This is a genomic window from Pseudomonas sp. RG1, assembly GCF_025910115.1.
GTDB lineage: Bacteria > Pseudomonadota > Gammaproteobacteria > Pseudomonadales > Pseudomonadaceae > Aquipseudomonas > Aquipseudomonas atacamensis.
In genome coordinates this window covers 1-19,064 of sequence record NZ_JAPCIK010000011.1, presented here as the reverse complement: position 1 = coordinate 19,064, position 19,064 = coordinate 1, and the positions used below count along the sequence as shown (strand labels likewise).

The following is a 19,064-nucleotide window of genomic DNA, read 5'->3' as shown; positions in this document are numbered from 1 at the left end:
GCATCACCGTTTGGGCTCTAGAGAAAAAATTCATGAAGAAGCTGTGTTTGCTGGGTCTGTTCGTCAGCCTGGCCAGTCATCAGGTACTGGCCGCCACGACCCCGGTACCTTTGGAAAACAAGGACGCCTTCATCAGCAACCTGATGAAACAAATGACCCTCGACGAGAAGATCGGCCAGTTGCGCCTGATCAGCATCGGTCCGGAAATGCCCCGCGAGCTGATCCGCAAGGAAATCGCCGGCGGCAACATCGGCGGCACGTTCAACTCGATCACCCGCGCGGAAAACCGTCCGATGCAGGACGCTGCCATGCGCAGCCGCCTGAAGATTCCGATGTTTTTCGCGTACGACGTGATCCACGGTCACCGTACGATTTTCCCGATTCCGCTGGCCCTCGCGTCGAGCTGGGACATGGACGCCATCGGCCAGTCCGGTCGCGTTGCGGCTAAAGAAGCCGCCGCCGACAGCCTCGACATCACCTTCGCGCCGATGGTGGATATCTCCCGCGATCCGCGCTGGGGCCGCAGTTCCGAAGGTTTCGGCGAAGACACCTACCTGACCTCGCGCATCGCCAAAGTCATGGTCAAGGCCTATCAGGGCGAGACCCCAAGCGCTGCCGACAGCATCATGGCCAGCGTCAAGCATTTCGCCTTGTACGGCGCGGTCGAGGGCGGTCGCGACTACAACACCGTCGACATGAGCCCGGTGAAGATGTACCAGGATTACCTGCCGCCCTACCGCGCCGCGATCGATGCCGGCGCTGGCGGTGTAATGGTGGCGTTGAACTCGATCAACGGCATTCCAGCCACGGCCAACACCTGGCTGATGAACGATCTGCTGCGCAAGGACTGGGGCTTCAAAGGCCTGGCAGTCAGCGATCACGGCGCGATTTTCGAACTGATCAAGCACGGTGTCGCGCGCGACGGTCGCGAAGCGGCGAAGCTGGCGATCAAGGCCGGCATCGACATGAGCATGAACGACACCCTCTACGGCAAAGAACTGCCGGGGTTGCTCAAGTCTGGTGAGATCGAACAGAAAGACATCGATAACGCCGTGCGCGAAGTGCTCGCGGCCAAGTACGACATGGGCCTGTTCAAGGACCCTTACCTGCGCATCGGCAAGGCCGAGGATGATCCGGCCGACACCTACGCCGAGAGCCGCCTGCACCGCGCCGAGGCCCGCGAAGTGGCGCGGCGCAGTCTGGTGCTGCTGAAGAACCACAACGAAACCCTGCCGCTGAAGAAAGACGCGAAAATCGCGCTGGTCGGTCCATTGGCGAAAGCGCCGATCGACATGATGGGTAGTTGGGCCGCCGCCGGGCGCCCGGCGCAATCGGTCACTTTGTTCGATGGCATGAGTTCGGTAATCGGCGACAAGGCCAACCTGATCTACGCCCGTGGCGCCAACATCACGGGCGACAAGAAGGTCCTCGACTACCTGAACTTCCTCAACTTCGACGCCCCGGAAGTGGTCGATGACCCGCGCCCGGCCAGCGTGCTGATCGACGAAGCGGTGAAAGCGGCGAAGGATGCTGACGTGATCGTCGCCGCTGTCGGCGAGTCCCGTGGCATGTCCCACGAATCCTCGAGCCGCACAGACCTGAACATCCCGGAAACCCAGCGCGAATTGATCCGTGCGTTGAAAGCCACTGGCAAACCGCTGGTACTGGTGCTGATGAACGGCCGTCCGCTGACGATTCTCGAAGAGAACCAGTCGGCCGATGCGATTCTGGAAACCTGGTTCAGCGGCACCGAGGGCGGCAACGCCATTGCCGACGTGCTGTTCGGCGACTACAACCCGTCGGGCAAACTGCCGGTGACTTTCCCGCGTTCCGTGGGCCAGATCCCGACCTACTACAACCACCTGAGCATCGGCCGGCCGTTCACGCCGGGCAAACCGGGCAACTACACCTCGCAGTATTTCGATGACACCACCGGCCCGCTGTTTCCGTTCGGTTATGGCCTGAGCTACACCACCTTCGCCCTGAGCGATATGGCGCTGTCATCGACCACCCTCAACGCCAGCGGCAAGCTCGACGCCAGCGTCATGGTCAAGAACACCGGCAAGCGTGACGGCGAAACCGTGGTGCAGTTGTACATCCAGGACGTCACCGGTTCGATGATCCGCCCGGTGAAAGAACTGAAGAACTTCCAGAAGATCATGCTCAAGGCCGGCGAACAGAAAGTCGTGCACTTCACCATCACCGAGGAAGACCTGAAGTTCTACAACGCCCAGCTCAAATACGCAGCCGAGCCTGGCAAGTTCAACGTGCAGATCGGCCTGGATTCGCAGGCGGTGACGCAGCAGAGCTTTGAATTGCTGTAACAGCAAGCACGCCGCCCCCCCTGCACTGATCGTTCCCACGCTCTGCGTGGGAATGCAGCCCGTGACGCTCCGCGTCACTGGACGCGGAGCGTCCCTAGAGGCATTCCCACGCGGAGCGTGGGAACGATCAAATGACACACCGCTTTCGCGAGCAGGCTAGCTCCCACATTGGATTCAGGGTGTATTCAAAATCGTGGTTATCCGCGACGGTCGAGAATATTCACCACCAACCGATCCACCCAGCCCCACACCCGCTGCTTGACCCGCCGCCACAACGGTCGGCGCTGCCATTCCTCCAGACTCACCAGCTGACTCAAGCCGAAGTCCTTCACAAAGCTCGCCTCCACCGCTGCCGTCAACGCCGGGTCCAGTGCTTCCAGATTCGCCTCCAGATTGAAACGCAGATTCCAGTGATCGAAGTTGCACGAACCGATGCTTACCCATTCGTCGACCAGAACCATTTTCAGGTGCAGGAAGCACGGCTGGTATTCGAAGATCTGCACCCCGGCCTTGAGCAGGCGCGGGTAGTAGCGATGGCCGGCGTAGCGCACTGACGGGTGATCGGTGCGCGGCCCGGTCAGCAGCAAGCGCACATCGACGCCGCGCGCGGCAGCCTTGCGCAAGGAGCGGCGGATTTTCCATGTCGGCAGAAAGTACGGCGTGGCCATCCAGATGCGTTTTTGCCCGCTGTTCAGCGCGCGAAACAGCGATTGCAGAATGTCGCGGTGCTGGCGGGCGTCAGCGTAGGCTACGCGGCCCATGCCTTCGCCTTTGTCCGGCACGCGTGGCAAACGTGGCAGACCAAAATGCGCGGCCGGGCGCCAGGCGCGGCGGTAACGGTTGGCGATCCACTGGCGATCGAACAGCAATTGCCAATCGATCACCAATGGGCCGCTGATCTCGACCATCACTTCGTGCCACTCGCTGACATCATGGCCCGGCGTCCAGAATTCATCGGTCACGCCGGTGCCGCCGACCACTGCCAGGCATTGGTCGACCAGCAGCAATTTACGGTGGTCACGATAGAAATTGCCGACCCAGCGCCGCCAGCTCAGGCGATTGTAGAAACGCAGCTCGACCCCGGCCTGGGTCAGACGCTGGCGCAGATGCAGCGTGAACGCGAGGCTGCCGTAATCATCGAACAGGCAACGCACGCGCACGCCGCGCTCGGCCGCCGCGACCAGCGCCTGGACGATGGCTTCGGCGCAGGCGCCGGCCTCGACCAGGTACAGCTCCAGTTCGATCTGCTCTGTAGCTCCTGCGATGTGCTCGAGCATGCGCGGAAAGAACTGCGGGCCGTCGATCAACAGTTCGAAACGGTTGCCGTCACGCCAGGGGAACACCGCACCGCGCATGTCAGCGCGCCGTGAAAATCAGCACCGCACCCACCGGCACCGACAGACTGATGGCCGACAGATCGGCGAGTTTGCGCAGGTTTTCCAGGCCCGGCGCCAGATCGAAATCCTCGGCGTTGATCACCAGCGGCTCCAGTGTCACCACCTGAAAGCGCCGATCATCCAGACGCGTGGCGAGCAACTCGGCCGGGTATTCGTGCTGCTTGCCGTGCAGGCTGACGGTCAGCGGCAGGCGCAACTCCAGCTGCGCGCCGGGCGCCAGATCGTTAATCGGGCGCAGATCGATCTGGGTGGTGATGGTCGCTGCCGGAAATTGCTCGATCTGGAACAGCTCCTTGCGCATGCGCTCATCGCGCAGCGGAATGCCGCTGTTGATCGATTCGAGCTCGACTTCGACCTCGGCGCGACCGTTGGGGTCGACCTTGCCGTGCAGCACCAGAAAGCGCTGCACCTCCGACACGCTGGCATTTTTGGTGCTGACGAACGACAGCCGCGACGACTCGCCGTCCAGGTACCAATTGGCCTGGGCCGGCAGTGCAGCGGCGGTCAACAACAGACTGGCGAAGGTTGTATAGAGGGAGCGGTTGAACATTGAACACTCGTGGGGGCGATAAACCTGCACGAACCTTAACCGCCCGCCAAGTTATTGCAAGCCCTGTGGGAGCGAGCCTGCTCGCGAATGCAATGCTCCCCGCACAGCATGTATTGCGGCTTGCGACGATTTCGCGAGCAGGCTCGCTCCCACAGGGGAGACCAGATAATTCAAGGATTCAGGCGACAGCCCTGGCGTTCGCTCAGCCATTGCGCGCTGTTACTGCGGCCCATGCCGCTGACGGTGATGGTTTTGCTCGAAGGGTCATCGGTAAAACCGCTGGTTGGCAGCCATTGCTTGACATAGCCACGGCAATACCCGGCGTCGTTGTTCATCACATAACGACACGAGCAATATTCCTTGGCGGTGTAGGCGCTGATGATGTCCGGGAAAGCCCAGAGATTCTCCCGTTCATACCATCCCCAGCCGAGCAGCACGATCAGCAGCAACAATAGAAAGCGCTTCATCGCCGCACCGCCTGCAACACGCGTTTGAGCAGTTCGTTGTGCCGGTAGCTGCCATCGCGGTCATCGCCGTAACGCACGATCACCAGTTTCTCGCTGGGCATCACGTACAGCGCCTGGCCCCAGTGGCCGAGGGCGGCGAAGGTGTCGGGTGGGGCGTCGGGCCATGGTGATGTGGCGCCGTCGACAGGACGATTGAGCCACCAATGGCCGCCGGGTACGGCTTCGTCCTGATGCGCCTTGTAGCCGGCAAACGGTGTGAGGTTGAACGCGAGCCAATCCTCGCGCAGCAACTGCCGATCGTTCCAGCGCCCGCCGCGCGCCATCAGCAGACCGACCCGCGCCAGATCACGCGCGGTGAGATAGGCATAGGACGAGGCGACAAAGGTGCCGCTGGCATCGCTTTCCCACACGGCGTGACGAATGCCCAACGGCTCGAACAATGCTGTCCACGGATAGTCGGCATAACGTGCTGGGCCGACCATGGTTTTCAGGGCGGCGGCGAGCAGATTGCTGTCACCGCTGGAATAACGGAAAGCCTGACCCGGTGCGGCGTAGGCGTCGTGGCCCGCCGTGAACGCGGCCATGTCGCGATGGCCGCGGGTGTAGAGCATCGCCACCACCGAAGATTTCAGCGGCGCGTATTCGTAGTCCTCCTGCCAATCGAGACCGGAAGCCCAGTTCAGCAGATGGCCGAGGGTGATCGCCGGGTGTTTTTCCAGCGCCGGGTAGAACTTCAGCGCTGGATCGTCGAGTTTGAACCGGCCTTCGCCGTAGGCCACGCCGAGGACGGCGGCCAGCAGGCTTTTGCTGATCGACCAGGTCAAGTGCGGGGTCTGTGCAGTGGTCGGAGCGGCGTAGCGTTCGTAGATGATCTGGCCGTCGTGGACGATCAGCAAGGCGTCGGTGCGGATGCCGTCGCGGGTGGCGTCGTTGCGGGGCGCGAAGGCGTAGTTTTCCAATGCTTCGACAGCCGGGCCGGTGATCTGCGGGGCGATGGGCCATTGCTCGCCGGGCCATTGTTCGGCGCGGACGGTGAGGCTGATCAGCAGCAGGAACAGGGACAGGCCTTTGAACATGGTGGGCGCTCTGGGAATGAACCTGTCGAGACTAGTCGGGGTTTATGACAAATTTTAGATGTTGGTCGTCCATGAAATTGCCATCGCTGCCAAGCCAGCTCCCACAGGGGTCCCAAGTGAACACACATTTCATGAACACCTTTGAAACCTGTGGGAGCGGGCTTGCCCGCGATGAGGCCAGTCAGGCCAACGCAAGAGCCTTGGCCAAGCGCTTGGCCCGGGCCCCTGCAGCCAATTGCATCACGCCTTGATCACGCTGCCACATCGCCGCCCACGCAGGATCACCCTGCACCAACGCCTGATCTACCTCGGTCTTGAGTGATTCAAACTGCGCAAACAATCCGCCCAGCACTACATGTCCGGCCGGATTGTTCGGCGCTTGCCGGCTGGCCTCGGCGCACCCGGCCAGCAGCGCCAGCAAACGCAATTGCAGGGCCTGCGGCCAGTCGCTGTCCTGGCCGACGCCGTACAACCACGCGGTCATGGCGCTGAGCACGTAGACGTCTTCAAGACTGCGAAACGGTTTGACGTAGGCGTCCCAGCCGTCGCCGGCGAGCAGTTCGCACAGGGCGCCGTCCAGATGCAGGCGGCCGTGGCTGATGTCCGGCATCAACGGCAACACCGGCAGTTTTTCCACCTTCACGCCGGGCTCGCCGGGATACACCACCGCCAGACTCAGGCGCGGTGTTTCGCCCGGCTCCTCACTGCGCGCAGCCACCAATAACCAGTCGGCGGCGTCGCCGGCGGTGACGAAATCCTTGCGTCCGCTCAGGCGCAAATCTTTCAGCCGCGTTTGCATATCGGCCGGGCGCAGGCTGCGTTGTTCGGTCGCGCACAAGGCGCCAAGGCTCGGCGGCGCGCTCGGCCACAACATGCGCAGCGCCGCCTGATAACCGACCAGAAACGCCAGCCCCGGCGTGGCCATCCGCCGCCCGCCTGCCACCGCCAATTCGAACGGCGTGACGTTGCCCAGCGCCTGCAACAACGTTGCAAAGCCCTCGGCCAGATCAGCAACGGCGGGCAAGCGTTCACGGCGGTGCAACAGATCTGTCCAGGGCATGGGCGCCTCCTTGTGGGCTGTCATATAAGCATCACCGAACGTTCATGGCGATGACACCGGGGCTACATAGCCTGACTTTGCACAACACGGCTGCATAAAGAAAGTCGATCGGCTGCAACCCACGACGGGTTAAAGGCCCGTACGGAGATTCACATGACGCAAATCGCCCGCATCAGCGACACCGGCAATGAACGCCGCCTGCAAGCCGAACGCCTGATCGGCGCCGAAGCCTTGCAGCAAGCCCAGGCCCTGCGCTTCGCCGTCTTCAGCGGCGAGTTCAACGCCAAACTCAAAGGCGCCGAACTGGGTCTGGACATGGATGATTATGATGTTCACTGCAGCCACATCGGCGTGCGTGATCTGAACACCGGGCGCCTGGTGGCGACCACGCGTCTGCTCGATCACACCGCCGCCAGCAGCCTCGGCAAGTTCTATAGCGAAGAAGAATTCAGCCTGCACGGCCTCGCCCACCTGCAAGGCCCGATCCTGGAAATCGGCCGCACCTGCGTCGATCCGGCGTACCGCAACGGCGGCACCATCGCCGTGCTCTGGGGCGAGTTGGCCGAAGTGCTCAATCAGGGCGGCTACAGCTACCTGATGGGTTGCGCGAGCATTCCGATGCAGGATGGCGGCATTCAGGCCCACGCGATCATGCAGCGTCTGCGCGAGCGTTACCTGTGCACCGAACACTTGCGCGCCGAGCCGAAAAAACCGCTGCCGACGCTGGATATCCCGTCGAACGTCATCGCCGAAATGCCGCCGCTGCTCAAGGCCTACATGCGCCTCGGGGCGAAGATCTGCGGCGAGCCGTGCTGGGACGAAGACTTCCAGGTGGCCGACGTGTTCATCCTGCTCAAGCGCGACGAACTCTGCCCGCGCTACGCCAAACACTTCAAGGCGGCGGTGTGATGAGCCGGTTGCGGGTGTACGCGCGAATCGCGCGAGTGCTGCTGGTGGTGACGCTGGGGCTGACCATGGCCAGCGTGTTCGGCGTGTTCGAACGCATCGGTCTGGCCCACTCGATGGAGCGGCGCCAGCGCTGGTCGCGCTTCTTCATGGCGCGGCTGAGCAATGCCCTGCCGTTTCGCGTGAGCGTCCATGGCGAGCTGCCAAAACAGCCGATGCTGTGGGTGAGCAATCACGTGTCGTGGACCGACATTCCGCTGTTGGGCATGCTCACGCCGCTGTCGTTTCTGTCCAAGGCCGAGGTGCGCACCTGGCCGGTGGCCGGCTGGCTCGCAGCCAAAGCCGGCAGCCTGTTCATCCGCCGTGGATCGGGCGACAGCCAGTTGATCCGCAAGCAGATGACCCGCCATCTGCAAACCGAACATGCGCTGCTGATGTTCCCCGAAGGCACCACCACCGATGGCCGTTCCCTGCGCACCTTTCATGGTCGCCTGCTGTCGGCGGCGATCGATTCCGAGGTGATGCTGCAACCGGTGGCGATCCGTTATCTGCGTGACGGCGAAATCGACACGCTCGCACCGTTCATTGGTGACGATGACCTGCTCTCGCACCTGATGCGCCTGTTCAGCCATGACTGCGGCGACGTCGAAGTGCATCTGCTCAAGCCAATAGAGTGTCAGGGCCGCGAGCGTGCGGCGCTGGCGTTCGAAGCGCAGCAGGCGGTGCAGAAGGTGTTGTTTGGCGAGGTCGCAAAACCTGCCGAACCGCGTCGCGCAGGCGAACTAATCGCGGCCTGAAAAAACACTTATCCCCTGTGGGAGCGAGCCTGCTCGCGAAGGCGCCGTGTCATTCAGCATCTATATTGGCTGAGGCACCGCCTTCGCGAGCAGGCTCGCTCCCACATTCAGATCTTCAGTGGATCAGAGTTTTGCGCAAAATCCTGCAATTGCGGGTAGAACTGGCTGAAATCTTCACTCAGCGGCTCATACAACCGCCGCAACTCCGCCATGGCCCCGGCCAATTCCTCCGGCCTGGTCAGGCGCCGCGAGATCCCGCGCAGCACCTGCTCCAGCACCTCGAATTCGCGATACGAGCCCAGCCAGTCGTTGGCGACCATGTGCGGGGCGATCTTCGCCAGCCGTTCGGGCAATTGCCGTTCACGGGCCAGCACGTGATAGACGTCTGCGGTGAACTGCTCCAGCGGCCGGTCGGCATACAGCGTCCAGTCCCGCGCCAGGCAATGATCGAAAAACACATCGAGGACGATTCCGGCATAGCGCCGCCGCGTTTCGCTGAAGCGGCCCAAAGCAATGTCGACCAGTGGATGGCGATCGGTGAAGACGTCGATGCGCCGATGCAGCGCAATCGCCGCCTCCACTTCCGGGTCGAACTGGCCTTGCAGCCGACCTTTGACGAAGTCGCCATACAGGCTGCCGAGTAACTGACCGGGGCGCTGGCCGCCGAGATGCAAATGCGCGAGATAGTTCATGGGCGCAGCTTAGCACTGCGCTCGCTCCTCCAGCACCCTCGTATCGTTATAACCCGATATAGCGATTTATGCGTTCGTCAGACCGAATTCATATTGGTATATCGCGATCCAACGATTTAAAGTTCGCTCCATCGCGATATATCGCCACTGCCACCACGAGCCCAAGCCATGAACCTCGACCTCGACGAAATAATAAAAGCCCTGGCGCACCCAGTACGGCGAGACATCCTCAACTGGCTGAAGGACCCGAAAGGCGAATTCCCCGAGCAGTTGCACAACCACGAGTACGGCATCTGTGCCGGGCAGATCGATCAGCGTTGCGGCCTGTCGCAATCGACCGTGTCGGCACACCTGGCAACGTTGCAACGGGCCGGGCTGATCAGCAGCCAGAAGGCCGGGCAGTGGCATTTCTTCAAACGTAACGAGGACGTCATCCAGGCGTTTCTCAGCACCCTCAGTAAAGAGCTCTGACCCTTAACGTCAGCCAGCCGACAAGGAAACCTGCATGCCCCTTTCGCTTCTCATCCTCGCCCTGAGCGCCTTCGCCATCGGCACCACCGAGTTCGTCATCATGGGCCTGCTGCCCGACGTGGCGGCGGACCTCGGCGTGTCGATTCCCGGCGCCGGCTGGCTGGTCACCGGTTACGCCCTGGGCGTGGCCATCGGTGCTCCGTTCATGGCGCTGGCCACCGCGAAGCTGCCGCGCAAGGCCGCACTGGTGGCGTTGATGGGCATCTTTATTGTCGGCAACCTGCTCTGCGCCATCGCCAGCGACTACAACGTGCTGATGTTTGCCCGGGTCGTCACCGCTTTGTGCCACGGTGCATTCTTCGGCATCGGTTCGGTGGTTGCGGCCAATCTGGTCGCGCCAAACAAACGTGCCTCGGCGGTCGCCCTGATGTTCACCGGTCTGACCCTGGCCAACGTGCTCGGCGTACCGCTGGGCACCGCATTGGGTCAGGAAGCCGGCTGGCGTTCGACCTTCTGGGCGGTGACCGTCATCGGTGTGATCGCGCTGATCGGCCTGATCCGCTTTCTGCCGGCCAAGCGTGACGAAGAGAAACTCGACATGCGCGCCGAACTCGCTGCCCTCAAAGGCGCCGGCATCTGGCTGTCGCTGAGCATGACCGCGCTGTTCGCCGCCTCGGTGTTTACCCTGTTCACCTACGTCGCCCCACTGCTTGGCGAAGTCACCGGTGTGTCGCCACGTGGCGTGACCTGGACGCTGATGCTCATCGGCCTCGGTCTGACGGTCGGCAACATCATCGGCGGCAAACTCGCCGACAAAGGCATGGCCGCCACGCTGATCGGCGTGTTCATCGCCATGGCCGTGGTTTCCACGGTGCTGAGCTGGACCAGCGTTGCGCTGATCCCGACCGAGATCACCCTGTTCCTCTGGGCCACCGCGTGTTTCGCCGCTGTGCCGGCGCTGCAAGTCAACGTGGTGACCTTCGGCAAGGCTGCACCGAACCTGGTTTCGACCCTGAACATCGGCGCCTTCAACGTTGGCAACGCCCTCGGCGCCTGGGTCGGCGGCAGCGTCATCGCCCACGGCTACGGCCTGACCAGCGTGCCACTGGCTGCCGCCGCGCTGGCCGTACTTGCCCTGCTGGTGACCCTGATTACTTTCCGCCAGAACGGCAATGCCGAGCTGGCGCCTGCTTCCAACTGATCAACTTCCTTTATTAAAGAGAGGCTTTTAGACATGGCGACTATTTTCGACCCGATCAAACTCGGCGACATCGAGCTGAACAACCGCATCATCATGGCCCCGCTGACCCGCTGCCGCGCCGACGAAGGCCGTGTGCCGAACGCGCTGATGGCCGAATACTACGTACAACGCGCCTCGGCCGGCCTGATCCTCAGTGAAGCCACTTCGGTAACGCCGATGGGCGTCGGCTACCCGGACACCCCGGGCATCTGGTCCAACGATCAAGTGCGTGGCTGGGCCAACGTGACCAAGGCGATTCACGGCGCCGGCGGCAAGATCTTCCTGCAACTGTGGCACGTTGGCCGCATTTCTCACCCTTCGTACCTGAACGGTGAAGCACCGGTCGCGCCAAGCGCCATCCAGCCAAAGGGTCACGTCAGCCTGGTTCGCCCACTGGCCGACTATCCAACCCCGCGCGCGCTGGAAACCGCTGAAATCGCCGACATCGTCGACGCCTACCGCACAGGCGCCGAGAACGCCAAGGCCGCCGGTTTCGACGGCGTGGAAATCCACGGCGCCAACGGCTACCTGCTCGACCAGTTCCTGCAAAGCAGCACCAACCAGCGTACCGACCAGTACGGCGGCTCGCTGGAAAACCGTGCGCGCCTGCTGCTGGAAGTGACCGACGCCGCGATCGAAGTCTGGGGCGCTGGCCGCGTTGGTGTGCACCTGGCACCGCGTGCCGATTCCCACGACATGGGCGATGACAACCTCGCCGAAACCTTCACCTACGTCGCCCGTGAACTGGGCAAGCGTGGCATCGCGTTCATCTGCTCGCGCGAAAAAGAAGGCGCCGACAGCCTCGGTCCGCGCCTGAAAGAAGCGTTCGGTGGCCCATACATTGCCAACGAGAAGTTCACCAAGGAAAGCGCCAACGAGTGGCTGGCCAGCGGCAAGGCAGACGCGGTCGCGTTCGGCGTGCCGTTCATTGCCAACCCGGACCTGCCGGCCCGTTTGCAGGCCGATGCGCCGTTGAACGAGCCGCATCCGGAGACTTTCTACGGCAAGGGTCCGGTCGGTTATATCGACTATCCGACCTTGTAATCACGCTGTAGCGCAGAAATGAGAAAGCCCCGGACTTGTGAGAGTCCGGGGCTTTTTGCTGTTGGCGCAGGGTAAGAGCCTGCGAACACCGTTTCACAACAGCGACACAATTTCCCTACAAAATCCACGACTCGCTACGTTTAAACTCCCCGCCGCGATCATCAGCCATGGCGGCTGATTGACATCCTGCCGGGCAATTGCGCATTTTGTTTCATTTGCGCAGGCTTGGGCTCAGGCGCAGCATGTCCAGCCCGGTGTCGACCCAGCGTTCAGCCTCGGCGTGCAGTTCGAAGCTGTCCGGGGCCAGCAGCCAGCCGTACAGCAGGCCGTCGATGTAGGCATGAATGCTGATGGCCGCGCGGGCAGTGTCGAGATCTTCCGGCAACTGGCCGCGATTCACCGCATTACGCAAGGTCAGGCCGATGCGCACGTTGCAATCGAGACTGGCCGTCCGGCGCTGCTGGCGCAGATCGCACATTTCATCGGTGAACTCGCACTTATGAAACAGAATTTCGTTGATGCGCCGGGTTTTCGGGTCCAGTGCAACTTGATGAAACAAATGAATCAGCAACTGCCGCATGCAGCCCAGCGGGTCCGGTTCGTCTTCGCTTTCGCTGGCCTTGGCCAGTTCATCCAGCGGTTCGTGCAGGCTGTCGAGCATGGCCTGGACCAGATCGGCCTTGTTGCTGAAATGCCAGTAGATGGCGCCACGCGTCACGCCGGCGAGGGTCGCGATGTCCGCCAGGGTGGTGCGGGCAACCCCCCTTTCATAGAAGGCTTTCTCGGCCGCTTCCAGAATCTGGCTGCGGGTTTCCTGAGCTTCCTCTTTGGTACGACGGACCATGGCAGTAAAACCTCAAACAGGATGTTTCAGGGATGGCTGAATATCCGCTGAATAAAGAGGGGGCGATCTCTCGTGAATCGACTCCCCGGCCTACAATTTCAAACCTTGCGACGACTTTTGTATCAGGGTGGGTACGCGGCGCAGGTGTTTACAAACAACCATGAACGTAAGTATATTACTTAGCAAGCTACTTATCCACCCGGTGCCCGTTTTTTACTCTTTCACACTTCTTGTGCGCTTCTTGCGCGCCTGACCCGAGGATCTTCATGCAATTCAAGCCAGCTGTTACCGCTCTGGTCACTGCCGTCGCCCTGGCATCGCTGCTCAGCGGATGTAAAAAGGAAGAAGCGGCCCCAGCCGCTCCGCCTCCTCAGGTCGGCGTCGTCACCCTGCAACCACAAGCCTTTACCCTGACCTCGGAACTTCCGGGCCGCACCAGTGCGTTCCGCATCGCGGAAGTTCGCCCGCAGGTCAACGGCATCATTCTGAAGCGCCTGTTCAAGGAAGGTGCCGACGTCAAAGCCGGCCAGCAGCTTTATCAGATCGATCCGGCGGTCTATGAAGCTACGCTGAAAAGCGCCGAAGCCGAGCTGCGTTCGACCAAGTCGATTTCCGACCGCTACAAGCAACTGGTCGACGAACAAGCCGTGAGCCGTCAGGAATACGACACCGCACTGGCCAACCGCCTGCAATCGGAAGCATCGTTGCAGAGCGCGCAGATCAACGTGCGCTATACCAAAGTCTACGCGCCGATTTCCGGCCGTATCGGCCGCTCTTCGGTGACCGAAGGCGCACTGGTCAGCAATGGCCAGGCCGATGCAATGGCAGTGATTCAGCAGCTCGACCCGATCTACGTCGACGTGACCCAGTCGTCGGTGGAACTGCTGGAGCTGCGCCGCGAGCTGGAAAGCGGCCGTCTGCAGAAGGCTGGCGACAACGCCGCTGCGGTCAAGCTGACCCTGGAAGACGGCAGCCAGTACAAGCTCGACGGCAAGCTGGAATTCTCCGAAGTCTCGGTTGACCAGACCACCGGCTCGGTGACCCTGCGCGCGGTGTTCCCGAACCCGGATCACACCCTGCTGCCAGGCATGTTCGTCCACGCCCAGCTGCAAGCCGGCGTCAACAGCGCAGCGATCCTCGCGCCGCAACAAGGCGTGACCCGCGACCTCAAAGGCACCCCGACCGCACTGGTCGTCGGCGCCGACAACAAGGTCGAGCTGCGTCAGCTCAAGGCCAGCCGCACTGTCGGCAGCCAGTGGTTGATCGAAGACGGCCTGAAAGCCGGCGATCGTCTGATCACCGAAGGGCTGCAGTACGTCAAACCGGGCGTCGAGGTCAAAGCGACCGAGGCGACTAACGTCGGCACCAAGAACCCGGCCCCCGCACAGGCAGCTGACAAAGCCGCCGGCGGCAAAGGGGAGTAACCCATGTCAAAATTCTTCATCGACCGTCCGATTTTCGCCTGGGTAATCGCCCTGGTGATCATGCTGGTCGGGGCACTTTCGATCCTGAAATTGCCGATCAACCAATACCCGAGCATTGCGCCACCGGCCATTGCGATTCAGGTGACCTACCCAGGCGCGTCTGCACAAACCGTGCAGGACACCGTGGTGCAGGTCATCGAGCAACAGCTCAACGGTATCGACAACCTGCGTTATGTGTCGTCGGAAAGTAACTCCGACGGCAGCATGACCATCACCGCGACCTTCGAGCAAGGCACCAATTCCGACACCGCGCAGGTCCAGGTCCAGAACAAGCTGAACCTGGCCACCCCGCTGCTGCCGCAGGAAGTGCAGCAACAGGGTATCCGCGTGACCAAGGCAGTGAAGAACTTCCTGCTGGTGATCGGCGTGGTGTCGCGTGACGGCAGCATGACCAAGGACGACCTGTCCAACTACATCGTGTCGAACATGCAGGACCCGATCTCGCGGACCGCTGGCGTCGGTGACTTCCAGGTCTTCGGTGCGCAGTACGCGATGCGTATCTGGCTCGACCCGGCCAAGTTGAACAACTTCAACCTGACCCCGGTCGACGTGAAGAACGCCATTGCTGCGCAGAACGTTCAGGTGTCGTCCGGTCAGCTCGGTGGCTTGCCTGCCGTGCAGGGCCAGCAACTGAACGCGACGATCATCGGCAAGACCCGTCTGCAGACCGCCGAGCAGTTCAAGGAAATCCTGCTCAAGGTCAACAAGGACGGTTCGCAGGTTCGCCTCAAAGACGTGGCTGAAGTCGGCCTCGGCGGTGAGAACTACGCGATCAGCGCCCAGTTCAACGGCAGCCCGGCGTCCGGTCTGGCGGTGAAACTGGCCAACGGCGCCAACGCCCTCGATACCGCCAAAGCGCTGCGCAACACCATCGACAGCCTCAAGCCGTTCTTCCCGCAAGGCATGGAAGTGGTGTTCCCGTACGACACCACCCCGGTGGTGACCGAGTCGATCAAAGGCGTGGTGCACACGCTGGTCGAAGCGATCGCGCTGGTGTTCCTGGTGATGTTCCTGTTCCTGCAGAACTTCCGCGCCACCGTCATCACCACGATGACCGTGCCAGTGGTACTGCTCGGTACATTCGGCATCCTCGCCGCCGCCGGTTTCAGCATCAACACCCTGACCATGTTCGGCATGGTGCTGGCCATCGGTCTGCTGGTGGACGATGCCATCGTCGTGGTGGAAAACGTCGAGCGGGTGATGAGCGAAGAAGGCTTGTCACCGAAGGAAGCGACAAAGAAATCCATGGGCCAGATCCAGGGTGCACTGGTCGGTATCGCCCTCGTGCTCTCGGCGGTACTGCTGCCGATGGCGTTCTTCAGCGGCTCCACCGGTGTGATCTACAAGCAGTTCTCGATCACCATCGTGTCGGCCATGGCCCTGTCGGTACTGGTTGCCCTGATCTTCACCCCGGCGCTTTGCGCAACCATGCTCAAGCCGATTCCGAAAGGCGAGCACGGCACCCCGAAGAAAGGTTTCTTCGGCTGGTTCAACCGCAACTTCGACCGTGGCGTACGCAGCTACGAGCGTGGCGTCGGCAACATGCTGACCCGCAAGGCGCCGTATCTGCTGGCGTACCTGTTGATCGTCGTGGGCATGATCTGGCTGTTCACCCGCATTCCGACCGCGTTCCTCCCGGAAGAAGACCAGGGCGTTCTGTTCGCCCAGGTGCAGACCCCGGCCGGTTCCAGTGCCCAGCGTACGCAAGTGGTCGTGGACGAAATGCGTGAGTACCTGCTGCGTCCGAACAAGGACGGCGGTGAGGCGGACGCGGTGGCTTCGGTGTTTACCGTGACCGGCTTCAACTTCGCCGGTCGTGGCCAGAGCTCGGGTATGGCGTTCATCATGCTCAAGCCGTGGGGCGAACGTAACGCCGACAACAGCGTGTTCAACCTCGCTGCGCGTGCCCAGCAACACTTCTTCAGCTTCCGCGACGCGATGGTGTTTGCCTTCGCCCCGCCAGCGGTTCTGGAATTGGGTAACGCCACCGGTTTCGACGTGTTCCTGCAGGACCGCGCCGGTATCGGTCACGAAAAACTGATGGAAGCGCGCAACCAGTTCCTCGGCATGGCGGCGCAAAGCAAGGTGCTGACCCAGGTGCGTCCGAACGGCCTGAACGATGAGCCGCAGTTCCAGCTGGAAATCGATGACGAGAAGGCCAGTGCCCTCGGCATCACCATCAGCGACATCAACAACACCCTGTCGATCGCGCTGGGCAGTAGCTACGTCAACGACTTCATCGACCGTGGTCGGGTGAAGAAAGTCTACGTGCAGGGCCAACCGGACTCGCGCATGAGCCCCGAAGACCTGAAGAAGTGGTACGTGCGCAACGCCGAAGGCACCATGGTTCCGTTCTCGGCGTTCGCCAAGGGCGAGTGGGTCTACGGTTCGCCGAAGCTGGCGCGCTACAACGGTGTGGAAGCGGTCGAGGTCCTCGGGGCTCCGGCACCGGGCTATTCCACCGGTGAAGCGATGGCTGAAGTCGAAGCGATTGCCAAGAAGCTGCCGTCCGGTGTCGGTATTTCCTGGACCGGTCTGTCCTACGAGGAACGTCTGTCCGGCTCGCAAGCGCCAGCGCTGTACGCCCTGTCGCTGCTGATGGTGTTCCTGTGTCTGGCGGCGCTGTATGAAAGCTGGTCGATTCCGATCGCGGTCATGCTCGTGGTACCGCTGGGGATCATCGGTGCGCTGATGGCCACCAGCCTGCGCGGTCTGTCCAACGACGTGTACTTCCAGGTGGGCTTGTTGACGACCATCGGTCTGGCGGCTAAAAACGCCATTCTGATCGTCGAATTCGCCAAGGAACTGCATGAACAGGGACGCAGCCTGCGTGAAGCGGCGATTGAAGCCTGCCGCATGCGTCTGCGCCCGATCATCATGACATCGCTGGCCTTCGTCCTCGGTGTTGTGCCGCTGGCGATTTCCACCGGCGCCGGTTCAGGCAGTCAACATGCGATCGGTACCGGCGTGATTGGCGGTATGCTCACGGCCACGATCCTGGCGATCTTCTGGGTCCCACTGTTCTTCGTTACTGTGTCGTCCATCGGTCAGCGCAAAAAGACCGACGCGGATGAGACTACTGAAACTCCTAAAGAGGCTGGCCAATGAGCAAGTCGCTACTCTCCATCGCAGTCGCCGCCTTCGTGCTGAGCGGTTGCTCGCTGATACCTGACTATCAGCAGCCTGAGGCTCCGGTCGCAGGCCAGTACCCGCAGGGGCCGGCATATTCGCCGGCCCAGGCTCCGGCGCAAGCCGCTGCCGAACAGGGCTGGAAGCAGTTTTTCCATGACCCGGCCCTGCAACAGCTTATCCAGGTCGCCCTGGAAAACAACCGCGACCTGCGTGTCGCGGCGCTGAACATCGACGCTTACGCGGCGCAGTACCGCATCCAGCGCGCCGACCTGTTCCCGGCAGTGTCGGCCAATGCCGCCGGCAGCCGCCAGCGTCTGCCTGCCCGTGCCTCGCAGACCGGCGAGTCGATGATCAGCAGTTCGTATTCCGCCACCGTCGGCGTCAGCGCCTACGAACTCGACCTGTTCGGTCGGGTGCGCAGCCTGAGCGAGCAAGCGCTGCAACAGTACTTCGCTACCGAAGAAGCACGCCGCAGCACACAGATCAGTCTGGTCGCCAACGTCGCCAATGCCTACCTGACCTGGCAGGCGGACAAGGAACTGCTCAAGCTGACGCAGGACACCCTCGGTGCCTTCGAAGAAAGCTACAAATTGACCAGCCGCAGCAACGAAGTCGGTGTGGCTTCGGCGCTGGATCTGGCACAGTCGCGTACCTCGGTGGAAAACGCCCGGGCGCAACTGGCGCGTTATACCCGCCAGGTCGCACAGGACGAAAACAGCCTGACCCTGCTGCTCGGCACCGGTATTCCGGCCAATCTGCAAGCAGCCAAACCGCTGTCTGATGATCTGCTCAGCGACGTACCGGCCGGTCTGCCTTCGGACCTGCTGCAACGTCGTCCGGACATCCTCCAGGCCGAGTACAACCTGAAGGCGGCCAACGCCAACATCGGTGCGGCGCGTGCAGCGTTCTTTCCGAGCATCAGCCTGACCGCCAACGCGGGCAGCCTGAGCCCGGACCTGTCCGGCCTGTTCAAGGGCGGTTCGGGGACGTGGCTGTTCCAGCCGCAGATCAACCTGCCGATCTTCAACGCCGGCAGCCTGCGCGCCAGCCTCGACTACGCCAAGATCCAGAAGGACATTGGCGTGGCGAACTACGAGAAGTCCATCCAGACCGCCTTCCAGGAAGTCGCCGACGGCCTCGCCGCTCGCCAGACCTACACCGAGCAGCTGCAAGCGCAGCGTGACTTCGTTCAGGCCAACCAGGATTACTACCGCCTGGCCGAACGTCGCTACCGCATCGGCGTCGACAGCAACCTGACCTTCCTCGATGCCCAGCGTCAGTTGTTCAGCGCACAACAAGCGCTGATCACCGACCGCCTCGCGCAGCTGACCAGTGCGGTCAACCTGTACAAGGCCTTGGGCGGTGGCTGGAATGCGCAGACCGCGCAGAACGAAGCGCTGAAAGAAGAAGCGCCGAAGATGAAGCTGTTCTGATCATCGGCTGACTACATCAAGCCCACCATTTCGGTGGGCTTTTTGTTGCCTGTCGCAAAGGTTTCGCGGCCGAACTGGCCTCTTCGCGAGCAGGCTCGCTCCCACACGGGAACGCATTCCAATTGTGGGAGCGAGCCTGCTCGCGAA

At 61.9% G+C, this 19,064-nt stretch carries 16 protein-coding genes; 9 read left to right on the top strand and 7 right to left on the bottom strand.

The window, feature by feature from the left end:
- Positions 1-32 precede the first annotated feature (32 nt).
- Positions 33-2,324, top strand: coding sequence for a beta-glucosidase BglX (gene bglX / locus OK411_RS07410; protein WP_130887059.1), 2,292 nt, complete (start codon positions 33-35; stop codon positions 2,322-2,324).
- Positions 2,325-2,521: 197 nt separating this feature from the next.
- Here the strand turns inward: bglX and OK411_RS07405 are convergent, their stop codons facing one another.
- The 5 genes from OK411_RS07405 to OK411_RS07385 form a co-directional block, all read right to left on the bottom strand.
- Positions 2,522-3,679 (bottom strand): phospholipase D-like domain-containing protein, encoded by a 1,158-nt coding sequence (locus tag OK411_RS07405; protein WP_056783426.1) that lies wholly within the window; start codon positions 3,677-3,679, stop codon positions 2,522-2,524.
- A 1-nt stretch (position 3,680) separates the two neighbouring features.
- The gene (locus OK411_RS07400; RefSeq protein WP_039762684.1) at positions 3,681-4,271 is read right to left on the bottom strand and encodes a YceI family protein; all 591 of its coding nucleotides are present in this window, start codon (positions 4,269-4,271) and stop codon (positions 3,681-3,683) included.
- 170 nt (positions 4,272-4,441) lie between these two features.
- Positions 4,442-4,738 (bottom strand): amidase, encoded by a 297-nt coding sequence (locus tag OK411_RS07395; protein ID WP_262138366.1) that lies wholly within the window; start codon positions 4,736-4,738, stop codon positions 4,442-4,444.
- Positions 4,735-5,814, bottom strand: coding sequence for a serine hydrolase domain-containing protein (locus OK411_RS07390; RefSeq protein ID WP_264364646.1), 1,080 nt, complete (start codon positions 5,812-5,814; stop codon positions 4,735-4,737). The genes OK411_RS07395 and OK411_RS07390 overlap by 4 nt, the downstream gene beginning before the upstream one ends.
- 181 nt (positions 5,815-5,995) lie before the next feature.
- Entirely contained in the window at positions 5,996-6,874 is an 879-nt protein-coding gene (locus OK411_RS07385) for an acyl-CoA dehydrogenase family protein (protein WP_264364645.1), read from the bottom strand.
- A 153-nt stretch (positions 6,875-7,027) separates the two neighbouring features.
- On the opposite strand from OK411_RS07385, the gene olsB reads away from it, so the two are divergent.
- Both olsB and OK411_RS07375 read left to right on the top strand, forming a co-directional pair.
- Positions 7,028-7,783 carry an L-ornithine N(alpha)-acyltransferase gene (olsB, locus tag OK411_RS07380; RefSeq protein ID WP_071174633.1) on the top strand — a complete coding sequence of 252 codons (756 nt, stop codon included), beginning with the start codon at positions 7,028-7,030 and terminating at the stop codon, positions 7,781-7,783.
- On the top strand, positions 7,783-8,577 hold the full coding sequence (locus tag OK411_RS07375) for a lysophospholipid acyltransferase family protein (protein ID WP_136492113.1): 795 nt from the start codon (positions 7,783-7,785) through the stop codon (positions 8,575-8,577). Before olsB ends, OK411_RS07375 begins: the two co-directional genes overlap by 1 nt.
- A 107-nt stretch (positions 8,578-8,684) precedes the next feature.
- Here OK411_RS07375 and OK411_RS07370 read toward each other — a convergent pair whose 3' ends face one another.
- Entirely contained in the window at positions 8,685-9,269 is a 585-nt protein-coding gene (locus OK411_RS07370; protein ID WP_264364644.1) for an ACP phosphodiesterase, read from the bottom strand.
- Between the two features lie 168 nt (positions 9,270-9,437).
- Here OK411_RS07370 and OK411_RS07365 point away from each other — a divergent pair, with 168 nt between their 5' ends.
- The 3 genes from OK411_RS07365 to OK411_RS07355 are packed head-to-tail and all read left to right on the top strand — an operon-like array spanning position 9,438 to position 12,024.
- Positions 9,438-9,740: an ArsR/SmtB family transcription factor gene (locus OK411_RS07365; RefSeq protein ID WP_016771327.1), complete on the top strand. Its 303-nt coding sequence runs from the start codon at positions 9,438-9,440 to the stop codon at positions 9,738-9,740.
- A 34-nt stretch (positions 9,741-9,774) separates the two neighbouring features.
- Positions 9,775-10,941 (top strand): MFS transporter, encoded by a 1,167-nt coding sequence (locus OK411_RS07360; protein ID WP_016771328.1) that lies wholly within the window; start codon positions 9,775-9,777, stop codon positions 10,939-10,941.
- Between the two features lie 33 nt (positions 10,942-10,974).
- Complete coding sequence (locus tag OK411_RS07355) at positions 10,975-12,024, top strand: alkene reductase (RefSeq protein ID WP_039762674.1); 1,050 nt, start codon at positions 10,975-10,977, stop codon at positions 12,022-12,024.
- 211 nt (positions 12,025-12,235) lie between these two features.
- On the opposite strand, the gene emhR is transcribed toward OK411_RS07355, so the two are convergent.
- Positions 12,236-12,868, bottom strand: coding sequence for an efflux system transcriptional repressor EmhR (gene emhR / locus OK411_RS07350; RefSeq protein ID WP_024011948.1), 633 nt, complete (start codon positions 12,866-12,868; stop codon positions 12,236-12,238).
- Positions 12,869-13,134: 266 nt separating this feature from the next.
- On the opposite strand from emhR, the gene emhA reads away from it, so the two are divergent.
- Genes emhA through emhC form a run of 3 tightly spaced genes read left to right on the top strand, consistent with a single transcriptional unit; the run spans position 13,135 to position 18,917 of the window.
- A complete protein-coding gene (emhA, locus tag OK411_RS07345) occupies positions 13,135-14,292 on the top strand; it encodes an efflux RND transporter periplasmic adaptor subunit EmhA (RefSeq protein WP_136492110.1) in 1,158 nt (385 codons plus the stop codon).
- Between the two features lie 3 nt (positions 14,293-14,295).
- On the top strand, positions 14,296-17,460 hold the full coding sequence (gene emhB / locus OK411_RS07340) for an efflux RND transporter permease subunit EmhB (protein ID WP_024011946.1): 3,165 nt from the start codon (positions 14,296-14,298) through the stop codon (positions 17,458-17,460).
- Complete coding sequence (emhC, locus tag OK411_RS07335; RefSeq protein ID WP_024011945.1) at positions 17,457-18,917, top strand: efflux RND transporter outer membrane subunit EmhC; 1,461 nt, start codon at positions 17,457-17,459, stop codon at positions 18,915-18,917. The genes emhB and emhC overlap by 4 nt, the downstream gene beginning before the upstream one ends.
- Positions 18,918-19,064: the final 147 nt, after the last annotated feature.

Bases quoted from the DNA above. Each gene is read 5' to 3' on its own strand.
- olsB (WP_071174633.1), top strand. From the start codon at position 7,028: ATGACGCAAATCGCCCGCATCAGCGACACCGGCAATGAACGCCGCCTG.
- emhB (WP_024011946.1), top strand. From the start codon at position 14,296: ATGTCAAAATTCTTCATCGACCGTCCGATTTTCGCCTGGGTAATCGCC.
- emhA (WP_136492110.1), top strand. From the start codon at position 13,135: ATGCAATTCAAGCCAGCTGTTACCGCTCTGGTCACTGCCGTCGCCCTG.
- OK411_RS07385 (WP_264364645.1), bottom strand. From the start codon at position 6,874: ATGCCCTGGACAGATCTGTTGCACCGCCGTGAACGCTTGCCCGCCGTT.
- OK411_RS07375 (WP_136492113.1), top strand. From the start codon at position 7,783: ATGAGCCGGTTGCGGGTGTACGCGCGAATCGCGCGAGTGCTGCTGGTG.
- OK411_RS07390 (WP_264364646.1), bottom strand. From the start codon at position 5,814: ATGTTCAAAGGCCTGTCCCTGTTCCTGCTGCTGATCAGCCTCACCGTC.
- emhR (WP_024011948.1), bottom strand. From the start codon at position 12,868: ATGGTCCGTCGTACCAAAGAGGAAGCTCAGGAAACCCGCAGCCAGATT.
- OK411_RS07370 (WP_264364644.1), bottom strand. From the start codon at position 9,269: ATGAACTATCTCGCGCATTTGCATCTCGGCGGCCAGCGCCCCGGTCAG.
- OK411_RS07360 (WP_016771328.1), top strand. From the start codon at position 9,775: ATGCCCCTTTCGCTTCTCATCCTCGCCCTGAGCGCCTTCGCCATCGGC.
- OK411_RS07405 (WP_056783426.1), bottom strand. From the start codon at position 3,679: ATGCGCGGTGCGGTGTTCCCCTGGCGTGACGGCAACCGTTTCGAACTG.
- OK411_RS07365 (WP_016771327.1), top strand. From the start codon at position 9,438: ATGAACCTCGACCTCGACGAAATAATAAAAGCCCTGGCGCACCCAGTA.
- OK411_RS07355 (WP_039762674.1), top strand. From the start codon at position 10,975: ATGGCGACTATTTTCGACCCGATCAAACTCGGCGACATCGAGCTGAAC.
- OK411_RS07400 (WP_039762684.1), bottom strand. From the start codon at position 4,271: ATGTTCAACCGCTCCCTCTATACAACCTTCGCCAGTCTGTTGTTGACC.
- OK411_RS07395 (WP_262138366.1), bottom strand. From the start codon at position 4,738: ATGAAGCGCTTTCTATTGTTGCTGCTGATCGTGCTGCTCGGCTGGGGA.
- bglX (WP_130887059.1), top strand. From the start codon at position 33: ATGAAGAAGCTGTGTTTGCTGGGTCTGTTCGTCAGCCTGGCCAGTCAT.
- emhC (WP_024011945.1), top strand. From the start codon at position 17,457: ATGAGCAAGTCGCTACTCTCCATCGCAGTCGCCGCCTTCGTGCTGAGC.